Source organism: Prochlorococcus sp. G4PB17, from assembly GCF_059772445.1.
The window spans coordinates 837175-856315 of the sequence record NZ_CM186288.1 but is presented as its reverse complement, the minus strand read 5'-3'; the positions used below and the strand labels follow the sequence as shown (position 1 = coordinate 856315).

Here is a 19141-nt window from a genome sequence, read left to right as displayed (position 1 = left end):
GGTCAAGAAACAATGGTTTCATCTGCACCCAAGCCTGCTGAATCACAAAAACGACGCAGCAGTGATCCAATTAGTTGGTATTTGTCTTCCATAGGAAGAGTTCCTCTCTTAACCCCTGCGGAAGAAATTGAACTTGGAAATCAGGTTCAAACGATGATGAATCTTACTGAAGATGGTCAAATAAAAGAAGATAACAAAGAATTTAATTCTCACCAGAGAAGATTGATTCGAATTGGAAGAAGAGCAAAGGAGAGAATGATGAAAGCCAATCTTCGATTAGTAGTCAGCGTTGCAAAAAAGTATCAAGGGAAAGGGCTTGAACTTCTCGATTTAGTTCAGGAAGGTTCTCTTGGTTTAGAAAGAGCCGTTGAAAAATTTGACCCAACTCGTGGTTATAAGTTCTCCACTTATGCTTTTTGGTGGATTAGGCAAAGCATGACTAGGGCGATTGCCTGCCAGTCAAGAACAATTCGTTTACCCGTTCATTTAAGTGAGAGATTAGCGACGATCAGAAAAGTTAGCTTGGATTTAGCTCATAAGCTAGGCGCAATGCCTAGCCGCCTTGAAATAGCCGAGGCAATGGAAATTGAGGTGGAAGAACTTGATTCAATTTTGAGGCAAGCTCTTACTACTAGTAGTCTTGATGCTCCAGTCAATGGCGATGAAGGGCGAAGTTTTTTAGGAGACTTAATAGCTGATGGTTCTGGAGAAGAACCACTAGATAAAGTTGAACAAAAAATTCATCAAGAGCAACTTGGAAGGTGGCTAAGTCATTTAAGCGAACAAGAGCAGCACGTTATTAGGCTGAGATTTGGTTTAGAAGGTAATGAAAGACATACTCTTGCAGAGATTGGAAGACTGCTCCAAGTTTCGCGTGAGAGGGTTAGACAAGTAGAGTTAAAAGCTTTAAGAAAGTTGAGAAACCTTACTAGAAAGCTGCCAAGTGGGATTTGAAAAATTTTATTTTTAATCTTCCGCCCAAATATATTTAGTCAGTTCACTAGGGTCAGGCTCTGGTGCATTTAGAGCAAATTCGACCGCATCATTAACCACTTGATCTATTTCTTTTTCGATATTTTTTAATTCTTCATCTGAGGCTAATCCGGAAGTTGTTAAATCATTTTTTAGTTTTTTTATTGGATCTCGTTTGGCCCAAAACTCTTTTTCTTTTTCTGATCTAAGCTCATCTGGATCAGCCAATGAATGGCCTCTAAATCTATAAGTTAGACATTCTATTAAGGTGGGACCGCCGCCAGCTCTTGCTCGCTCAACAGCTCTCTGAGCGGCACCCCTTACCGCTAAAACGTCCATTCCATCGATCTCTTCTCCTGGCATCCCAAATGCAGAAGCTTTTCTCCATATTTCTGTCTCACTAGTTGCTCTGTCATGAGCCATACCAATTGCCCATTTGTTATTTTCAACTACAAAGATGATCGGCAATTCCCATAATTGAGCCATATTTAAACATTCATAAAATTGACCAATGTTGCAGGTACCATCTCCGAAGAAGGCTGCAGTTACAGAATCGCTATTTTCTTTAAGAGCTTCTCTTTTATATTTGCTGCTGAAAGCTGCTCCTAGTGCAACTGGAATGCCTTCTCCAATAAATGCATAGCCACCTAGTAAATGATGTTCTTTTGAGAAGAGATGCATTGATCCTCCTCTGCCTTTACTACAACCTGTCTCTTTACCAAATAGCTCGCTCATTACTTCTTTAGCAGGTACTCCTGCACTCAGAGCATGTACATGATCTCTGTAGGTGCTGCAAAACCAGTCATGTTTGAGTTGCATTGCCCCAATAACACCTGTACTTATTGCTTCCTGTCCGTTGTAAAGATGAACAAATCCAAACATCTTTCCTCTGTAATACATTTCTGCGCATTTATCTTCAAATCGTCTTCCCAAAGTCATATCTTTGAAAAGATTTAAACCAATTTCTCTATTAATTTCGGCTGGTTTGGAATTGCCAAGATTACTTAGTCTGTCGGCGTGTTCCCTGTGCTGAATAGGGTCTTGGCTGGTTTGTTCTGAGTTTGGAGACATGACTTTGTTCATATTCACGTATCAATCCTTTTTAGACTTTAAGCGTCAATGGATGCAAAATGGTTAAAACCCCTTACGATGCCTAGAGCTTTTTTCTGATTACCTAGTAGCGATTGGAATTACCTATTGATCATTTTCGCTTATTGGGGGTTAGCCCTTCTGCAAATGCTGAAGAAGTCCTCAGGGCTTTTCAGTTAAGGCTAGATCGTCCTCCCAAGCAAGGATTTACTTATGAAGTTTTAGCTCAGAGATCTGAGTTGCTTAGACTTTCGGCTGATCTTCTATCTGACCCTAAACAGCGTCAATCTTACGAGCGTGCTCTTGTTGAGGGCTCTTCGGGCCTTGATTTATCTTCAAACCGAGAAGTTGCTGGTTTGCTTCTTCTTTGGGAATCAAACGCTTCTTTGCAGGCTTTTAAGCTTGCAAAGAAAGCATTGCAACCTCCTCAAGCTCCAGCTCTAGGCAGTGGTAGAGAGTCTGATTTGACATTAATAGCGGCTTTATCTTGCAGAGATGCCTCTATTGATGAGCAGACGGCTAGAAGGTATGCCTCAGGGGCTGATTTGCTCCAGGAAGGTATTCAATTGTTACAAAGGATGGGAAAGCTTCTAGAAGAAAGAAAAACTCTTGAAGCTGATTTAGAGACTTTACTTCCATACAGAATTCTAGATTTATTAAGTAGGGACCAAAAAGATGAAATATCTCATCAAGAAGGATTGAGATTCTTAGAAGATTTTGTTAACAGAAGGGGTGGATTAGAAGGAAAAAGAAATTCAGAAAAAATAGCAGGATTAAATCAAAACGATTTTGAGTTATTTTTCCTTCAAATTAGAAAATTTTTAACTGCAAAAGAACAGTCAAAACTTTTTATAAATTGGTATCGAAGAGGATCTGAGGATGCAGGATTTCTTGCTGCTTTTGCTTTGATAGCCTCTGGCTTCACCTATAGAAATCCAGAACTTTTACAAGAGGCTCGAAAATATCTTCGGAATATCAACATTAATGGTTTTGATTCCATGCCATTAATTGGATGTTTAGATCTCTTATTGGGAGATGTAAGACAAGCTGAATCACGTTTTAGAAGTAGCTCAGATGAGAAATTAAAAGACTGGTTAGATAATTATCCTGGTGAGACTTTGGCAGCCCTTTGTGACTACTGCAGAAATTGGTTGAGGAAAGATGTTTTAGTGGGATTTAGTGATGTTGAGACCCAAGCTGTAAATCTTGATGATTGGTTTACTACTAAAGAAGTTCAAGAATATGTAGATCACTTGGAAACAAAGAGTGCAATAGGTCTTGCAAAGGCTGGATTTTCATTTCTATCGTCTTTGGCCTCTGAACAGCAAATAGATAGTAATTCATCCAAAGATTCAGAATCAGGAGCTGATTTGGCAATGCCAGGAGGATCTTTGGATGCGAATATGAAAGAAAATGCTTTTAATGAAAGCTTAAAAAGTAAAGAAACTTTCTTAAAATCTAAATTAGCCCAAAAGATAATTAAAAAATATTATTCAGTGTCTGAGACTATAAAAAATGCAGATTTAAAATCTTTAATTTTAAAAAGACCAATTTATACAAGTGCTGCAGCATTTATTGGATTGTTTATTTTGGGCACAAGCTTAGGAATTCTCACGCAGAGAAGACCATCTGAAAATAAAAAACTCAATATTATTTCTAGTTCAGAAACTATTGAACAAGGAAATTTGAAAACTGATGCAAATAGATTAACTGAAAGACAAAATAATAATGAAAGAGAAAAAATAAAGAGGTTGCCTCTTATTTCGGATTCTCCAACAGATCAGGAAATTCAATTTCTAATTGAGGCTTGGTTAAAGGGAAAAGCAGATATTTTGAAAGGATCAGAAAGTGAAACTCTTGCTTTAGTTGCAAGACCTTCTTTGTTCAATCGAGTCATTGATCAAAGAAAGAAAGATAATTTACTAGGTGAAAGAGAAATTATTGATGCAAAGATAACCTTAATAAAGATTGTTCAAAGATCACTTAATAGAATCGCAGCAGATGTTGAATTAAACTATCAGGATAAAAGAATTAGTTCTTCAGGAGAGATTTTATCAGAAACTGTTATTCCTTCATTGAAAGTAAGATATATACTCGGTAAGAATAAAAATAATTGGCAAGTTGTTGATTATATTAGTGGAAATTAAAAAATAATTTTTACAATCAATTCTGTAGCTCTAAGAAAATGTTTGAGGAACTAACTAATCAATTTGAGGATGCTGTAAAAGCATTTAAAGGCGAAGCTAAGATTTCAGAGGAAAATGTTGATGAAGCACTAAAGCAAGTACGACGTGCTCTGTTAGAGGCAGATGTTAGTTTGTCTGTAGTAAAAGACTTTATTGAAGAAGTAAGAATCAAGGCCATTGGCACAGAAGTTGTTAGAGGTATAAACCCTGGTCAAAAATTTATTCAAGTGGTTCATGAGGAACTTGTGAATGTCATGGGAGGCGAGAATGATCCCTTGGCAAATGCAGAGGAAAAACCAACCGTTATTTTGATGGCTGGACTTCAAGGGGCGGGAAAGACTACAGCCACAGCAAAACTTGGATTGCTTCTCAAAGAAAAAAGTAAAAAGCCATTACTTGTTGCTGCGGATACATACAGACCAGCCGCTATTGATCAATTATCAACTTTAGGTAATCAAATTAATGTGGAGGTTTTTAATTTAGGTTCCGATTTGAAGCCAGAGGAAATTGCCAGAAAAGGTCTAGAAAAAGCGAAGGAAGAAGGTTTTGACACTGTTCTTGTTGACACTGCTGGTCGACTTCAAATCGATAAAGAAATGATGAGCGAAATGGTTCGTATTAAAGAGGCTGTTCAACCTGATGAAGTTTTATTGGTAGTTGATTCAATGATTGGCCAAGAGGCCGCAGACATTACAAGAAGTTTTCATGAAAAAGTTGGAATAACAGGAGCTGTGTTAACTAAACTTGATGGAGACTCGAGGGGAGGAGCTGCTCTTTCTATTAGAAAAATAAGTGGAAAACCAATCAAATTTATAGGTACTGGAGAAAAAGTTGAGGCATTACAGCCTTTTTATCCCGAGAGGATGGCAAGCAGAATCTTGGGAATGGGAGATGTTTTAACACTTGTAGAAAAAGCACAGAAAGAAGTTGAAATTGCTGATGCAGAAATCATGCAAAAGAAGCTTCAAGAGGCAACTTTTGATTTTTCAGATTTCGTCAAGCAGATGAGGATGATTAAACGAATGGGGTCCTTAGGGGGCTTGCTAAAAATGATTCCTGGGATGAACAAAATTGATGATGGAATGATTAAAAGTGGAGAAGATCAACTTAAAAAAATTGAAGCAATGATTGGTTCAATGACTTCTGATGAAAGGATTAAGCCTGAGTTACTGGCAGCACAACCCTCAAGACGACGAAGAGTTGCTAGTGGAAGCGGACATCAGCCAGCTGATGTTGATAAGGTTCTTGCAGATTTTCAGCGTATGCGAGGACTAATGAAGCAGATGTCTACTGGAGGAGGGCTTCCAGGTATGGAAGGAGGATTGCCAGGGATGGGCGGACTTACTGGTATGCCTTCATCAGGTCCTAATCCATATCAGTCAAGAAAAGGAAGAGGAGCACCTGGTTCCGCTCCACGAAGACATCGACCATTGAAGAAAAAGAAGGGTTTTGGTGATCTTTAGACATAACAAAAGCCGAAATTAAACATCTGTGGAGTATTATTTAAACGAAGAACCTTTGAGTTCAATCCACTTACAAATACATAGAAGATGATCAAGCTCCGCCTAAAGCGGTTTGGTAAAAAACGTGAAGCCAGTTTTCGTCTGGTTGCCTGTAATAGCACATCAAGGCGAGATGGCCGACCTCTACAAGAATTAGGTTTTTACAATCCAAGAACCAAAGAAACTAGATTAGATACTGAGGCCTTGAGAATTCGACTTGGGCAGGGTGCACAGCCTACAGATGCAGTAAGAACTCTATTAGAAAAAGGTGGTCTCCTTGAAAAGAAAATTCGACCAGCTGAAGTTTTAGGTAAGCAAAAGCAAGAAAAAGAAAGATCAGAAAAGAAAAAAGGTGATGTTGCATCAGAAACTTCGAAATAAGAAGTCTTGATGAATATCAAAAACTTTATGAAAATTTATGTCTGAAGCAACCACTAAAGGTCGCTTTTGTATAGATCTCCCTGATTCCGATGCCGCTACAGCTTTATCAGGGACTGGTCAGTCAACACTTCACAGATTGGAAACACTTACCGGAGCTTCTCTTTCTTTGAGAGGCTTAGAGCTTGAGATAAAAGGCAATTCTTATCAATTAGAGAGAGCGGCGGCAATTGTTGAATTGGTTAGACCAATCTGGCAAGAGGGACAAATTGTCTCAACCGTTGATCTTCAGGCAGCAGCTGGAGCTTTGGATAGTGGGAAAAGAAATGATCACGCGAAATCTACAAATCAAGTTTTGGCGAGAAGTCAAAGAGGAAATCTTTTAAGACCTAGAACAATTAGACAAAAAAATTATGTTGAAGCAATGGAAAAAAGCGATCTTACTTTTGCTTTAGGTCCTGCAGGAACAGGTAAGACATTCTTGGCAACTTTATTAGCTGTGAGAATGCTTACAGAGAGAAAAATTGAGAAAATTATTTTGACAAGACCTGCCGTTGAAGCTGGAGAAAGATTGGGTTTTTTGCCAGGAGACTTACAGCAAAAGGTAGATCCTTACTTAAGACCTTTATATGATTCTCTCCATTCTTTACTTGGACAAGAAAAAACTAATTTGCTCATAGAAAAAAACGTTATTGAAGTTGCTCCTTTGGCTTACATGCGGGGAAGGACTTTAGAAGAATCTTTTGTGATACTTGATGAAGCGCAAAATACAACAACAGCACAAATGAGAATGGTTCTTACCAGGTTAGGTGAGAGATCAAGAATGGTAGTAACAGGGGACGTAACCCAAATAGACTTGCCATTCGGACAAATGAGTGGACTCATTGAAGCAGCAGATTTACTCGAAAAGGTTGATGGAATTTCAGTTTGCAGACTTACCTCAGCAGATGTAGTAAGACATCCACTTGTTCAAAGCGTTGTTGATGCCTATGCAGAACTAGATAAAAAAAGACGATAGGGTGATCCGCATTCACATTCATGAAGACTTATTTTTTTTGTGTCAAAATAATAGTTATTAATTATCTGGTGCGTTATGCCAGCAAACAGCAATTTTCAACAAGCTATTCGTGAAGCACAATCAAGTGCACTTATCGGCCCAAATGTTGTTAATAAAGCCTTGCCTTATGTAGGCGGCGGAATGGCATTAACCGGATTAGGTGTATTGGGTGGACTTTCTTTACAAGCAACTAATAATCCTCTTTTTGGACCATTATTTATAGTTGCATTTATTGCAGAAATAGTCCTATTTTTCATGGCAAGCAGCGCTGCTAACAATGCTAATAATTCCAAAGCTCTCCCACTATTGACTGGGTTCAGCCTGCTAACTGGATTTACTTTGAGTGGGATTGTTGGATTAGCAATTCAAGTTGCAGGAATGGGTGCGATAGGAACAGCTGTATTTGCTACAGGAATCACTTTCGTGATCGCATCTTCTGTAGGTAGAAAAATGAGTGATAACGTCGGTCAAGCTTTGCAAGGCGCAGTGGGTCTTGGATTGCTTGGTTTGATTATTGCAATGCTATTCCAGTTTATTGGTGGTTTATTTGCTCCAGGGATGTTTGGAGGCAGTGGCTTTGAATTGATGATAGCTGGCTTTGGAACTGTACTTTTTGTTGCTATGTCTTTTGTAGATTTCTACACAATGCCAAGAAGATACAACGATGAACAGTATTTGGCTGGAGCTTTGGGAATGTACTTAACTTACATAAATTTATTTGTTTTTGTACTTCGTCTTATTATTGCTCTCCAAGGTGGTGGCAGAAGAGACTGAAATTAATACTTTAAACATAAAAAAAGAGCCGCAAGGCTCTTTTTTTATGTTGCAATTTCATAAATACTTTCTGAAATTGCATTGATTTGTTCATCGTTATACCCCCATTTATTAATAAACTCCAAGTCCGTTCCACTCCCTTTTGTCGCTTCTAGTAAAACATCAAGACGTTTTTTTACTTGAGTAGAATCTAACAACTTAAGCAATTCAATGCACCGAATTTTTATTCTTTCTGATTGGGTTTCCTGTGGATCTTTATTTTTTCGATGTGTAATTATCATCGCTGAACTCATGGCAAGATTCTTTACGATTAAGTCAATAACAATTTCTCCAGAACTTCTTAATTGAAAAATTAATGCATCAGGAAATCTATCCATTAAAGGGGAATCTATTGAGAGACTTACAACAAAAAATCCTCTTGCACCATCTACTGTTTTAATAAGCTCTCCAATGCGATCAGAAATAACTTCGTCACTTATTTCATCATTTTCCCAACTTTTGCACCAAATCATTGAAGCTTGCATAGCTTCTTTAAAAGTTGGTTTCTGCTCATTCATGGTTTTATTGCTCTTTTAGAGTAAGGCTATAGATAATCGTAGAAAAAGAAAATGTCTTTAGGAGATTTAAAGAATGAGGATTTTAAGTCAGGATTTATTGCATTAATAGGTAGACCCAATGTTGGTAAATCAACTTTCTTAAATAAATTTATAGGCGAGAAAATAGCAATTACATCACCCATCGCTCAAACCACTAGAAATCGATTAAAAGGAATACTAAGTAATGAAACATCTCAAATTATTTTTGTAGATACTCCTGGTATTCATAAACCCCATCATTTATTAGGTGAAAGACTTGTTCAGAGCGCCAAAAGTTCTATTGGAGAGGTAGATGCAGTTTTAGTTATTTTTGAAGCCAATCATTCTCCGGGTAGGGGTGATAAATTTATTTTGAATTTGATTAGAAATTTACAAATACCAGTGATTGTTGCCTTGAATAAGTGGGATCTTGTTAAGTTGAGTCAATTTAAAGAAAGGAAGAAAGAATATTTAGACTTTTTTGAAGGTACAAATTGGCCGGTTTTTTGTTGTAGTGCTCTTACAGGACAGGGATGTACTGAATTGATTAATGAAATAGAAGAAATACTACCTTTGGGACCTCAGTTGTATCCAAGTTATATGACTTGTGACCATCCTGAGAAGTTTTTAATGGCTGAATTTATAAGAGAACAAGTGTTAATCAATACACGCGAAGAGGTCCCTCATAGTGTTGCAGTATCTATTGATAAAATTGAAGATATCCCCTCGAAAAAAAAATCTAAAGAGAATTCAAGAACAGGAATTCTTGCAACTATTTGTGTTGAGAAAAGAAGTCAGAAAGGAATTTTAATTGGTAAAGGGGGAAGTATGTTGAAGAAAATTGGCCAGGAATCAAGACTTCAAATTCAAACTTTAATTAATGGAAATGTGTATTTAGAGTTGTTTGTTAAAGTTGTTCCTGACTGGAGAAGTAAATCTTCTAGGCTTAATGAGTTTGGTTATGAAGGGAGTTAATTCATATGAGTAAATTCAGATTCGATGTCGTAAGCCTTTTCCCAGAAGCCTTTAGAAATTTTTTTAATCATGGACTTATAAAAAAGGCATTTGAAGAGAAGATTGCATCAATTCATATACACAATCCTCGTGATCATGCAATAGATAATTATCGAAAAGTTGATGATGAACCATATGGTGGAGGCGCCGGCATGGTTTTGAAACCCGAACCTTTTTTTTCGATATTTGATCAAATTCCAAAGCTCAATAAAAAAAGAATACTTTTGATGACTCCACAAGGTAGAAAAATAGCTCAATCTGATTTGTCTAGATGGTCAAGAGAAGATCAACTCATATTGATATGTGGTAGCTATGAGGGGTTTGATGAAAGGATTAGGTCTCTGGCCGATGAGGAAATTTCAATTGGAGACTTTGTTCTTACCGGTGGAGAAATCCCTGCAATAACTGTGATTAATGGAGTAGTACGTCTTTTGCCTGGAACTTTAGGTAGTGCCGAATCATTGGAAGAAGAAAGTCATAATGATTTTCTTTTAGAGCATCCGCAGTACACACGACCTTCAGAATTCAAAGGCATGAAAGTTCCTGATGTACTACTAAGTGGTAACCATAAATTAATTAGAGAATGGAGGCAGAAGCAAAGAGAAATCAGAACTCAGGCCCGTAGACCTGATTTGTTCGAACTTTGGAGACTTGACCAATTATCATTCGATAAAAGAAGTTCATTTTTTAAAACAGAAGTGAGTTTGCGAATAGGCAACGGTTATGACATGCACAGATTGGTTCCTGGTCGCCCTTTGATACTTGGAGGCATAAAGTTAAATCATCCTGAAGGTTTAGGTCTTGATGGGCATAGTGATGCAGATGTTCTTACTCATGCAATTATGGATGCCATTTTAGGGGCATTATCTTTGGGTGATATTGGGAAGTACTTCCCTCCAGATGACCCGAAATGGAAAAATGCGGATAGTTTGATTCTTCTTGAAAAGGTAATGGAATTAATTGAGGAGAAAGGTTGGCAAATTCAAAATATTGATTCAGTTATTGTTGCTGAAAGACCAAAATTAAAACCTTACATTAACTTGATGAAGGAGAAAATATCTAAGAAAATAGGAGTTGAAATTGATGATGTAGGAGTTAAAGCAACTACAAATGAGAAATTAGGTGCTGAAGGAAGAGAGGAAGGTATATGTTGTCATGCAGTTGTTCTGATGAAAAGAAATGAAAATACATAGAAATAAAAACTTTACCGAAAAAATATGTAAGTTTCTTTTTCTTGGTTTGATTTTTCTTTCTACTATTTTTGGAAATGTCAAAAATATTCAAGCTGAGTCTTTATTGAAAGTGAATTTCCCAAAGGAATCTATTGTCGAGCACCTTAAGCTTGATGTACCGAAAAAATTTAAACATGCTTGGTTAAAAGCCGAACAAGGAAGTTGGGAGCCATGGTTGTTGAAACAAAATGGTTTTTTAGGACGCCAACTTTTTTGGGATCCAAAAAATGAAGAAGCAACTTTATTGATTGGTTGGGAGTCAAGAGCAGTTTGGAAAAACATCTCTCAGGTAGAAATAAATGATGTTCAGCAGGATTTCGAAATGATTGCCAGAGAGGAAACAGGAGCAACTAGTGGAAATCCTTTCCCGTTGATTTTTGAAGGGGAATTAAATCCAGAGTAAAAATGAATCAATCAATTATTGATTTTCAGAGGCGAAGTCGACTTGGTGTTATTGAAGCTATTTGGGGGGAGCATAAAACAATTGAACAAATTTCTGAAATATTGAAAAAATATCAATTTAAATCTGAAACTGCTTTGGTGACAAGACTTTCAAAAGATAAAGGAGAAAAACTTTTAGTTGAATTTCCTTCGGCAGAGTTTCATGAAATAGCTGGTTGTTTAACTATGGGAGAGTTTAAGGAATGTAATTCTTCAGAGGGAGAAGTAATCATCTTAACTGGAGGAACAAGTGATGTAGTAGTGGCCTCGGAAGCAGAAATAGCTTTAAATCTGCATGGAATAAAGACTAAATTGTTGATTGATGTTGGTGTCGCAGGACTTCACAGGCTTCTGGATAGGATAGAGGAAATAAAATCAGCAAAAGTAGTTATTGCGTGTGCTGGAATGGAGGGGGCTTTGCCTACGGTACTCGCTGGATTAATTCCGCAGCCAATTATTGGACTTCCAGTTTCAGTTGGATATGGGATTAGTGGTGGTGGTAAAACAGCTATGGAAGGAATGCTTGCTAGTTGTGCCCCAGGATTACTAGTAGTGAATATTGATAATGGCTATGGTGCAGCAATGGCTGCTATTAGAATTTTATCGGCTTAAACTTTATTTGAATCTATTTCTAGAACTTGTTCTAACCACAATTTCATCGAATTAGGTAGTAGTCCTCTCTCATAACGAAATATCGCTTCAGTAATAACCGGGGTGTTTATCCATTGAATAGTCTTGCGTCTCATTAAACTATCTTCTTTATCCTAAATTGAGCTATTTAATTTAGGAGCGCAAGGGGGTATTTATAGTTTTAAGATTCTTCGTCATATTTGCTACTAAGTCTTGTTAGCTCGTCACTATTGTTGCTCGATTCAACATCAAGAAGACGAGTGACTAATTCTGATAAATCTCTTTGAGCTAGCTCACCTGAGCTTTCCCATTTCATTGAACGAGGTTCTGGTTGCGAAGAAGCCGACACTTCTATTTTAAATAACTGTCATGGAATGCTAACTCGTATTTGTATATTTTTTGACTCTTCTTTACGTAAATAAGATGAAAAAAATATAAAGAAATTAGGTTTTTGGTCGCTTAGGACACTGACTTTATAAATGTTTAAGATTTGGGTATTGAGTTATTAGCTCTTCCTCTCTCAGTGTCTCTCCTTCTCCATCAGGCTGCCAGATAACTTCTAAAGCGATTAAGTCATTTGATGATATTGATCCTAAGAGTCTCAATGCCTCTGTGATTTGTTCGTTGTTTGCGGAGTTGTTTAGCCTTAAATCCTTTTTTGCTGCGACTAAAATCGTTATCGCGATGTATTCATTTGTTGAATCTGAATCACCAGGATTTGATTCTTTATTTGTTGATGTAGATATTTGACCGGAATAGTTTGATGTGAGTTCAGCTTTTAACTTGCTTCTTTCAGTTATTGAGATTCGATTAAATGTTGATTCTGCGGAGGCAAAAGGAACAGAGCCTGTTTCTACATTTGAATAGACCCATAATTCAGGCTTCCTTAGTAAGGAGAGTGTTGTGTCTTGAAGGACCCTTTGAAGACCAGATGAGGTTGAAGTATTGGAAGAGGAAGCAAGTTCCCTAAGCTTCATTTGAATCTCTTTTGCACTTGCAAGTAAACCAATCTGAAACTGTATTAAAGAAACTTTGGATGGGTTTGCCGATTGAGAAACTATTGAGTTATTGCTTGAGTTGAAAAAATTTGAAGAGTTTTTAAATGAATTAACAATCACACCAACGATTGACATAAGTATTAAAAACCCAAAAATCCCACCACCACCAAAGCCAAATATTGGTAATAAGAAAGGAAAACCAATACCACCTCCTCTGTATCCACTGCCATAGCCTCGAAAGTTATTGCCTCCATAGCCTCCGTAATTTTGGCTTCGTGGTGCCGGTGACTGAAAACTTCCACCACCGATACGTCCTCCACTGGCTGCTGACGCCGGGTTGGGATTAATAAATATAAAAGAGGAAATTATTGAAGAAATAACTAGAAAATAAAAAAAACGTTTTCTAATCAACCAATTAAAGCGAGTAAGTTTGAACACCTATTTATGACAGATTTAATTAACTGTAGGAGCCTCCACCAACAATTGTCACAACCTCTAAGCAATCATCATCTTTTACTTTTGTAGTTGTCCAAACTTTTGGGCTAATTATTTCTCCATTTAACTCAACTACAACTAATTGAGGTTTGTAACCTAAGTGTTCAAGTAAATCTTCCAGTGGAAAATCTTCATTAGAGTTGTCAATAGTTTTAATTTCACCGTTGATTTTTAATTTCATGTTAGAAATTGGAGAAGCTCTTGAGTTGTCTTGTGGGGATTAGTTGAATTAATGATTGCATCAGAAACGGCTATACGTAGATTATTTATATTGTTTAATTCATTGAAATTTGAGCTATTGATTCCCCCAATAGCAAAAGCTGGTAGGAGAGTTTCCTTTAATCCCTTTTTAAGGTAGTTAATTCCAATAGGATTTAGTTTCTTTTTTGTTTTTGAGGGAAATATCGGTCCTATGCCAATATAATCACAGCCGTCTACTTCGGCATTTTTTATGTCTTCAAGACAGTGTGTGCTTCGGCCAATAATCTTTTCAGCCCCTAAAAGTTCTCTTGCAATTTTTGGTGGTATGTCTTCTTGTCCTAAATGAATCCCATCAGCGTCAACAGCAAGTGCGATATCGATGCGATCATTGACTATAAATAGAGAACTAAATTTTTTACAAAGAGAGGCTAGGCATTTTGCTTGTAAAATTTTTTCCTTATCGTGTAAAAGTTTCTCTCTGTATTGGACTATTTTTACACCCGCTTTTAGAGCCTGAAGAACAATATCCTCGAGGTCTCTACTATTTTTAGTTATTAAATATAAGGAACAATCTTTTAGAGTTTGCCTTTTATTTATACCTTCAGTCATGTTAAGTACTTTTATCTCTATTGCATAAGTCTCGTATCTGATTTTGCTGGCGATTTCACAAAGCTTCGGATCTGTTATTCGAGTAAATTCTTCTATTACTCTCAAGGCTTCTTGAACCCTTGATGAGTTTGCAATGAATACAGCATATGGGGTGGACCTGACTTTTTGTAATGGATGTGAAACTCCCATGGCTGGGTCATTGGATGTGAGCCTTGCTTTTCGATAAATGTTGTGATGATGAACTCCTAACTGTTGTCTCCAATCTTTAATTTGAATTGAAAAATCACTTCTCTTCAGACCAAATCTGCACCAATCTTCCATAACTCGAAGCCCTTCTCTTGCTCGATCAAGGTTCGCGTCAATTAATTGTGCAATACGATTATCTGATGGAGGGGTGACAGACATTGATTTCATGTCATCCTTTATTAGATGGTATGTATTTAAATTTTATTGTGGAAAATAATTCTGAAAACAATATGAATGTGCTTATTTGGGGCGTGTTTTTGTTAGGAGGCATTGGCTTGTTTGTTGTATGGGGATTATCAAATGCTTATCCCTCAATTTCTTAAATCTAAAGGTTATTAATCAATATTTCTTTTGCCAACTTTGCATCTGAACTTATTTGTTTGCTCAGAGTTTCAATATTTTCAAACCTTTTTTGAAGTCTTATCCTTTGAATAGGTTCAATAATTAATTCTTTTTCTAATAGATCGATTTTTTTGTCTAGAAGGTGAACTTCTACTGCTGAAGAAGAATTTGGATCAATCGTAGGTTGAGGGCCAAGATTCATAACTGCATAGAAACGTTCTTTTTTATTTGCTATTGAAGCCCAGGCAGCATAAACACCCAAAGATGGAAGAAATTTTCGTCCATCTATTTTTAAATTTGCAGTTGGCCATCCAATTTTGTTACCTAAACCTTTACCTCTTTCTACAGTTCCTCTAAAGGTATAAGGACGGTTTAAAAGATATTTTGCATGCTGTAAATCTCCATCAGATAGTGCTTTTCTTATTCTGCTACTGCTCAATCGTCCGTTATGGTCCTCAAGAATAGGAATGATAGAAACTTTTATTCCTAGTGATGCTCCGATTTTTTTTAAAGTAAAAATGTCACCTTCTCTATTACGTCCAAATCGAAAATTTTCTCCAACTGCTATATGTTTCGCCTGAAGTGTTTTTACGAGAATTTCATTTACAAAGGTTTCAGCACTTTTAGATGCAAGTGTTTTATTAAATGGAACTAAAACTAATTGCTCTATTCCAAGTGGCTTAAGTAATAATGTCTTTTCACTGGGTAAGTCCAATCTTAACCTTGATTCTCCGAAGAGTACTTCACGTGGATGAGGCCAGAAACTGACTACTGTTGGAATCCCAATTGGTTCTTTTAAGATAGCTTTTATTACTTTTTTGTGACCCATATGAAGGCCATCGAAACTACCTAAAGCCAGTGCTGTAGGTAGCTTTGCATCTTTAGGGGCACAGAGAGGGATCAAGATAAGCGTGCAATTTTTGTGCTTTGATGGCAAGTTTGGTTTATCGCCTTATTCATCGTGATGGCAGATCAACGAGACTTTCAATTGCTTTCTTTGGGTTTGAGAAGAATTGGGTGGATTCGGTTTTGGATTCAAACAATTTTGGGTGTAGTGGTAGTGGGTGTTTTGTTGTTCAACAATGTTGGAAGTAGTTTAGCTAGAAACTCAGAGCGGGCATTGGGCTTAGGACCCGGTTTGTCACTTACGACATTGGCCTTTATCTTATTGCTATTTAGTCTTTGGCAAGGTTGGTTGATTGTAAAGACTGGAAGAGCCCTTGATAGTGAGGCTCGCCCAAGCAGAGGGGAAACAAGTCGATTGCTTAAGAGAGGTTTGATTGTCGATTTGGTTGGATTAGTGTTTTCTTCGGTAGGATATCAATCTTTGGCAGGCGCTTTATTTGTTCAGGCGTCAATGCAAGCCCCTGGTATTTCAATCGGGGCAGGAATGAGGGCAATGGAAAATTATCCAATTACTTCTTTAGAAATGCTCTCAGTATTAAGTAATACTCAAGTTTTGTTCGCTCACTTGATTGGGCTAATTTTTTCTCTGTGGTTATTACAGAGAATTTTTAGGAAAAACTAACTTCTATTCCAGCTTTGGCAAATTATTTAAATCTCCTCGCCAAAAAAGATCTGGTTGAATGGGTGTGAGCGAAGGGGAGCAAAAAGCTATTTGTGAAACATCACTTGGCCATTCTTTAGGACCTTCTCCGGCCGATTGAAGATCTTTGACGGCTTCTCCAGCCATCCAAAAGTAGGTATTCCCTCTTGGATCTACTCGACGGATGAATTGTTCCTCGTATTGTCTTATTGAAAGTCTTGTCCAAACTAAAGCCCCCATCTTTTTTTCATCACAAGGTGGAATATTTAAATTTAGTAAGAGATTTTTCGGCCAATGTTGATTAATTGCTTTTTCTGCAATATCTAAGGCGAGTTTCCCAGCAAAACTAAAACTTTTCCATTGAAAACTGGCAATGCTTACGGCTATAGAGGGAATTCCATCCAGAGTTCCCTCTAGTGCTGCCGCTACAGTTCCTGAGCAAAAAATATCAGTACCTAGATTAGGCCCATGATTAATTCCAGAAAGTATCAAATCAGGTTTTTGATCTAGAAGTTCATTAAGAGCGAGTTTTACGCAGTCGGCAGGAGTGCCACTACAGCCCCATGCTTTAATACCTTCTCCAAATAATTCATCTGCCCTTTCAGCTCTTATTGGAGAATGCAAAGTCAATCCATGCCCAGTTGCTGATCTTTCTTGATCTGGACAAACAACAGTTACTTCATGTCCTCTACTTGCTGCTGATGCAGCAAGTGTTCTTATCCCTTCTGCAAAAACTCCATCATCGTTACTTATTAAAATTCTCAATGGTTTCATTTTTTAGCTTTTGGTTATAGAACTGGGACTGATTGCCGATTAAGCTAGTAATTGCTATTGGAATTCATTGAGTTCAACATTTTCCCTAAAACAGCTCATTAATGAGCTTGAGATTTTGGAAAGCCAGGCTGCAAAAGAGATTGCAGCTGCTAAAAATTCTGAATCAATAGAGAAATTAAGGTTGGGTTTCCTTGGGAAAAAAGGAAAACTCTCAATTTTATTGGGAGAGATGAGAAATCTTTCTAATGATGAGAGACCTTTAATTGGTCAAAGAGCGAATGTTTTGAAAAGTCAACTGCAAGAATTAATAAAAGAAAAGCTTGAATATTTAAAAACTCAAGCACTTAATCAAATACTAATAAAAGAAACTATAGATGTCACAGCCCCTCCAACCGGAGTTTCTCAAGGAAACAGACACCCCTTAATAACAACTACTGAGGATATAATTGATCTTTTCTTAGGCCTTGGATATCAAGTTTCTGAAGGGCCTGAGATAGAGAATGATTACTACAATTTTGAGGCACTAAACATTCCATCTGACCATCCTGCAAGAGATATGCAAGATACTTTTTATTTGGGAGGTGAATACCTTTTAAGAACTCATACTTCGCCTGTTCAGATTCGTTCCCTTGAAAACAAAAAACCTCCTGTGAGAATTGTTTCTCCTGGCAGGGTTTATCGAAGAGATGCAGTTGATGCTACTCATTCTCCTGTTTTCCACCAGATTGAGGTCTTAGCAATCGATGAAAAGCTTGACTTTAGTCATTTAAGAGGAACAGTAATGGCTTTTTTAAAAGCGTTTTTTGGAGATCTTCCTATTCGATTCAGAGCTAGTTATTTTCCATTTACGGAGCCATCAGCAGAAGTTGATGTTCAATGGAGAGGTAAATGGTTAGAAGTTATGGGTTGCGGGATGGTAGATCCTGCTGTCCTAGAAGGATTAGGGATTGATCCAGAAAAATATAGTGGTTTTGCCGCTGGACTTGGGGTGGAAAGATTTTGCATGGTTCGTCATGGATTAGATGATATTAGAAAGTTATATACAAGTGATCTCAGATTTTTAGAACAATTTTAAAGTTAGATATTTTTGAATTAACTTTTAATTGTATTAAATAAATATTTATTGACGTTTAATTGCTAATATTGATTGATAGTTTGTGATGTATGATCGGTGCCCCGAGTAGGACTGATCGTTAATGACGGAAAAGAGCTTGCTGTTAAGACAGCAAGCTCTTTTCACAAGAAACTAGAAGAGTCTGGTTTTGATGTTGTCAGAGTTAGCAGCGCAGGAGGCTTATTAGGATTTACTAATCCTGATCAATACATGAGTTCACAAGGATACAACTCATGTATTCCAGATGGCTTTGATTCTTCAATTTTGTTTGCCGTTGTATTAGGTGGGGACGGGACTGTCTTATCTGCAGCAAGGCAAACTGCACCATTGGGCATCCCTATACTCACTGTAAATACAGGGCATTTAGGGTTTTTAGCAGAAGCTTATCTTTCAGATATTGATAAAATCTTTAAACATTTAATTGCAAGGCAATGGAATATTGAGGAGAGAACAAGCCTAGTAGTAAGTGTTATGAGAGGTGATCAATGTAGATGGGAAGCCCTTTGCCTAAATGAAATGGCATTACATAGAGAACCTATGACTAGCATGTGTCATTTTGAAATTTCTGTTGGGAGGCATGCACCTGTCGATATTTCTGCTGATGGTGTGATTCTGTCTACTCCTACTGGCTCAACGGCTTATTCACTCAGTGCTGGGGGGCCAGTAATTACTCCTGATTGTCCTGTTTTGCAGCTTACCCCTGTATCTCCTCACTCATTGGCATCAAGAGCTCTTGTCTTTAGTAATGAAGAGCCAGTTACAGTTTTTCCTGCTACACCTGAAAGATTAATGATGGTAGTTGACGGTAGTGCAGGCTGTTATGTATGGCCAGAGGATAGAGTTTTAATCAGAAAAAGTGATCATCCAGTCAAGTTCATTAGACTTTCAGATCATGAGTTCTTTCAAGTTCTAAGAAATAAATTGGGTTGGGGACTACCCCACGTTGCTAAACCTGATAAAACATAA

Annotated in this window: 22 protein-coding genes; 13 read left to right on the top strand and 9 right to left on the bottom strand. The window is 37.3% G+C overall.

Annotated elements, in window-relative coordinates; all coding sequences use genetic code 11:
- Positions 1 to 12: 12 nt before the first annotated feature.
- Positions 13 to 954 carry an RpoD/SigA family RNA polymerase sigma factor gene (locus AC6EJB_RS05270; protein WP_498492733.1) on the top strand — a complete coding sequence of 314 codons (942 nt, stop codon included), beginning with the start codon at positions 13 to 15 and terminating at the stop codon, positions 952 to 954.
- Positions 955 to 966: 12 nt separating this feature from the next.
- Here AC6EJB_RS05270 and pdhA read toward each other — a convergent pair whose 3' ends face one another.
- On the bottom strand, positions 967 to 2043 hold the full coding sequence (gene pdhA, locus AC6EJB_RS05265) for a pyruvate dehydrogenase (acetyl-transferring) E1 component subunit alpha (RefSeq protein WP_498492968.1): 1077 nt from the start codon (positions 2041 to 2043) through the stop codon (positions 967 to 969).
- 113 nt (positions 2044 to 2156) lie between these two features.
- On the opposite strand from pdhA, the gene AC6EJB_RS05260 reads away from it, so the two are divergent.
- From AC6EJB_RS05260 to AC6EJB_RS05240, 5 genes are all read left to right on the top strand, one after another.
- A complete protein-coding gene (locus tag AC6EJB_RS05260) occupies positions 2157 to 4208 on the top strand; it encodes an IMS domain-containing protein (protein ID WP_498492731.1) in 2052 nt (683 codons plus the stop codon).
- 38 nt (positions 4209 to 4246) lie between these two features.
- Positions 4247 to 5710: a signal recognition particle protein gene (gene ffh, locus AC6EJB_RS05255; RefSeq protein ID WP_498492729.1), complete on the top strand. Its 1464-nt coding sequence runs from the start codon at positions 4247 to 4249 to the stop codon at positions 5708 to 5710.
- Positions 5711 to 5797: 87 nt separating this feature from the next.
- Positions 5798 to 6130: a 30S ribosomal protein S16 gene (rpsP, locus tag AC6EJB_RS05250; protein ID WP_498492727.1), complete on the top strand. Its 333-nt coding sequence runs from the start codon at positions 5798 to 5800 to the stop codon at positions 6128 to 6130.
- A 37-nt stretch (positions 6131 to 6167) separates the two neighbouring features.
- On the top strand, positions 6168 to 7145 hold the full coding sequence (locus AC6EJB_RS05245) for a PhoH family protein (RefSeq protein ID WP_498492726.1): 978 nt from the start codon (positions 6168 to 6170) through the stop codon (positions 7143 to 7145).
- 75 nt (positions 7146 to 7220) lie between these two features.
- Complete coding sequence (locus tag AC6EJB_RS05240; RefSeq protein WP_498492724.1) at positions 7221 to 7958, top strand: Bax inhibitor-1/YccA family protein; 738 nt, start codon at positions 7221 to 7223, stop codon at positions 7956 to 7958.
- A 44-nt stretch (positions 7959 to 8002) separates the two neighbouring features.
- On the opposite strand, the gene AC6EJB_RS05235 is transcribed toward AC6EJB_RS05240, so the two are convergent.
- Positions 8003 to 8515, bottom strand: a complete 513-nt coding sequence (locus AC6EJB_RS05235; protein WP_498492722.1) for a sll1618 family protein — start codon at positions 8513 to 8515, stop codon at positions 8003 to 8005.
- 51 nt (positions 8516 to 8566) lie between these two features.
- Here AC6EJB_RS05235 and era point away from each other — a divergent pair, with 51 nt between their 5' ends.
- From era to larB, 4 genes are read left to right on the top strand one after another with little or no spacing between them, the layout of a single operon-like run.
- Complete coding sequence (gene era, locus AC6EJB_RS05230; protein ID WP_498492721.1) at positions 8567 to 9508, top strand: GTPase Era; 942 nt, start codon at positions 8567 to 8569, stop codon at positions 9506 to 9508.
- 5 nt (positions 9509 to 9513) lie between these two features.
- Complete coding sequence (gene trmD, locus AC6EJB_RS05225) at positions 9514 to 10740, top strand: tRNA (guanosine(37)-N1)-methyltransferase TrmD (RefSeq protein WP_498492719.1); 1227 nt, start codon at positions 9514 to 9516, stop codon at positions 10738 to 10740.
- Positions 10727 to 11182, top strand: a complete 456-nt coding sequence (locus AC6EJB_RS05220) for a TIGR03792 family protein (RefSeq protein WP_498492717.1) — start codon at positions 10727 to 10729, stop codon at positions 11180 to 11182. The genes trmD and AC6EJB_RS05220 overlap by 14 nt, the downstream gene beginning before the upstream one ends.
- A gap of 2 nt (positions 11183 to 11184) precedes the next feature.
- Positions 11185 to 11832 (top strand): nickel pincer cofactor biosynthesis protein LarB, encoded by a 648-nt coding sequence (larB, locus tag AC6EJB_RS05215; RefSeq protein WP_498492715.1) that lies wholly within the window; start codon positions 11185 to 11187, stop codon positions 11830 to 11832.
- Here larB and AC6EJB_RS05210 read toward each other — a convergent pair.
- The 6 genes from AC6EJB_RS05210 to AC6EJB_RS05185 form a co-directional block, all read right to left on the bottom strand.
- The gene (locus AC6EJB_RS05210) at positions 11829 to 11966 is read right to left on the bottom strand and encodes a hypothetical protein (RefSeq protein ID WP_498492713.1); all 138 of its coding nucleotides are present in this window, start codon (positions 11964 to 11966) and stop codon (positions 11829 to 11831) included. The two genes, larB and AC6EJB_RS05210, sit on opposite strands and share 4 nt — an antisense overlap.
- Before the next feature lie 65 nt (positions 11967 to 12031).
- Positions 12032 to 12199: a DUF8633 family putative protein gene (locus AC6EJB_RS05205; protein WP_156095773.1), complete on the bottom strand. Its 168-nt coding sequence runs from the start codon at positions 12197 to 12199 to the stop codon at positions 12032 to 12034.
- A 124-nt stretch (positions 12200 to 12323) separates the two neighbouring features.
- Positions 12324 to 13286, bottom strand: a complete 963-nt coding sequence (locus AC6EJB_RS05200; RefSeq protein ID WP_498492711.1) for a DUF1517 domain-containing protein — start codon at positions 13284 to 13286, stop codon at positions 12324 to 12326.
- A 19-nt stretch (positions 13287 to 13305) separates the two neighbouring features.
- A complete protein-coding gene (gene thiS, locus AC6EJB_RS05195; protein ID WP_498492710.1) occupies positions 13306 to 13524 on the bottom strand; it encodes a sulfur carrier protein ThiS in 219 nt (72 codons plus the stop codon).
- Entirely contained in the window at positions 13521 to 14567 is a 1047-nt protein-coding gene (locus tag AC6EJB_RS05190) for a thiamine phosphate synthase (RefSeq protein WP_498492708.1), read from the bottom strand. The genes thiS and AC6EJB_RS05190 overlap by 4 nt, the downstream gene beginning before the upstream one ends.
- Before the next feature lie 157 nt (positions 14568 to 14724).
- On the bottom strand, positions 14725 to 15678 hold the full coding sequence (locus AC6EJB_RS05185; protein ID WP_498492706.1) for a bifunctional riboflavin kinase/FAD synthetase: 954 nt from the start codon (positions 15676 to 15678) through the stop codon (positions 14725 to 14727).
- 27 nt (positions 15679 to 15705) lie between these two features.
- Here AC6EJB_RS05185 and AC6EJB_RS05180 point away from each other — a divergent pair, with 27 nt between their 5' ends.
- Positions 15706 to 16269 carry a DUF3611 family protein gene (locus AC6EJB_RS05180; RefSeq protein ID WP_498492704.1) on the top strand — a complete coding sequence of 188 codons (564 nt, stop codon included), beginning with the start codon at positions 15706 to 15708 and terminating at the stop codon, positions 16267 to 16269.
- Positions 16270 to 16272: 3 nt separating this feature from the next.
- On the opposite strand, the gene surE is transcribed toward AC6EJB_RS05180, so the two are convergent.
- Positions 16273 to 17061 (bottom strand): 5'/3'-nucleotidase SurE, encoded by a 789-nt coding sequence (gene surE / locus AC6EJB_RS05175; RefSeq protein WP_498492702.1) that lies wholly within the window; start codon positions 17059 to 17061, stop codon positions 16273 to 16275.
- 67 nt (positions 17062 to 17128) lie between these two features.
- On the opposite strand from surE, the gene pheS reads away from it, so the two are divergent.
- Entirely contained in the window at positions 17129 to 18136 is a 1008-nt protein-coding gene (gene pheS, locus AC6EJB_RS05170; RefSeq protein ID WP_498492700.1) for a phenylalanine--tRNA ligase subunit alpha, read from the top strand.
- A 96-nt stretch (positions 18137 to 18232) separates the two neighbouring features.
- Positions 18233 to 19141, top strand: coding sequence for an NAD(+) kinase (locus tag AC6EJB_RS05165; protein ID WP_498492698.1), 909 nt, complete (start codon positions 18233 to 18235; stop codon positions 19139 to 19141).

Bases quoted from the DNA above. Each gene is read 5' to 3' on its own strand.
- AC6EJB_RS05270 (WP_498492733.1), top strand. From the start codon at position 13: ATGGTTTCATCTGCACCCAAGCCTGCTGAATCACAAAAACGACGCAGC.
- pdhA (WP_498492968.1), bottom strand. From the start codon at position 2,043: ATGTCTCCAAACTCAGAACAAACCAGCCAAGACCCTATTCAGCACAGG.
- ffh (WP_498492729.1), top strand. From the start codon at position 4,247: ATGTTTGAGGAACTAACTAATCAATTTGAGGATGCTGTAAAAGCATTT.
- rpsP (WP_498492727.1), top strand. From the start codon at position 5,798: ATGATCAAGCTCCGCCTAAAGCGGTTTGGTAAAAAACGTGAAGCCAGT.
- AC6EJB_RS05245 (WP_498492726.1), top strand. From the start codon at position 6,168: ATGTCTGAAGCAACCACTAAAGGTCGCTTTTGTATAGATCTCCCTGAT.
- AC6EJB_RS05240 (WP_498492724.1), top strand. From the start codon at position 7,221: ATGCCAGCAAACAGCAATTTTCAACAAGCTATTCGTGAAGCACAATCA.
- AC6EJB_RS05235 (WP_498492722.1), bottom strand. From the start codon at position 8,515: ATGAATGAGCAGAAACCAACTTTTAAAGAAGCTATGCAAGCTTCAATG.
- era (WP_498492721.1), top strand. From the start codon at position 8,567: ATGTCTTTAGGAGATTTAAAGAATGAGGATTTTAAGTCAGGATTTATT.
- trmD (WP_498492719.1), top strand. From the start codon at position 9,514: ATGAGTAAATTCAGATTCGATGTCGTAAGCCTTTTCCCAGAAGCCTTT.
- AC6EJB_RS05220 (WP_498492717.1), top strand. From the start codon at position 10,727: ATGAAAATACATAGAAATAAAAACTTTACCGAAAAAATATGTAAGTTT.
- larB (WP_498492715.1), top strand. From the start codon at position 11,185: ATGAATCAATCAATTATTGATTTTCAGAGGCGAAGTCGACTTGGTGTT.
- AC6EJB_RS05210 (WP_498492713.1), bottom strand. From the start codon at position 11,966: ATGAGACGCAAGACTATTCAATGGATAAACACCCCGGTTATTACTGAA.
- thiS (WP_498492710.1), bottom strand. From the start codon at position 13,524: ATGAAATTAAAAATCAACGGTGAAATTAAAACTATTGACAACTCTAAT.
- AC6EJB_RS05190 (WP_498492708.1), bottom strand. From the start codon at position 14,567: ATGAAATCAATGTCTGTCACCCCTCCATCAGATAATCGTATTGCACAA.
- AC6EJB_RS05180 (WP_498492704.1), top strand. From the start codon at position 15,706: ATGGCAGATCAACGAGACTTTCAATTGCTTTCTTTGGGTTTGAGAAGA.
- surE (WP_498492702.1), bottom strand. From the start codon at position 17,061: ATGAAACCATTGAGAATTTTAATAAGTAACGATGATGGAGTTTTTGCA.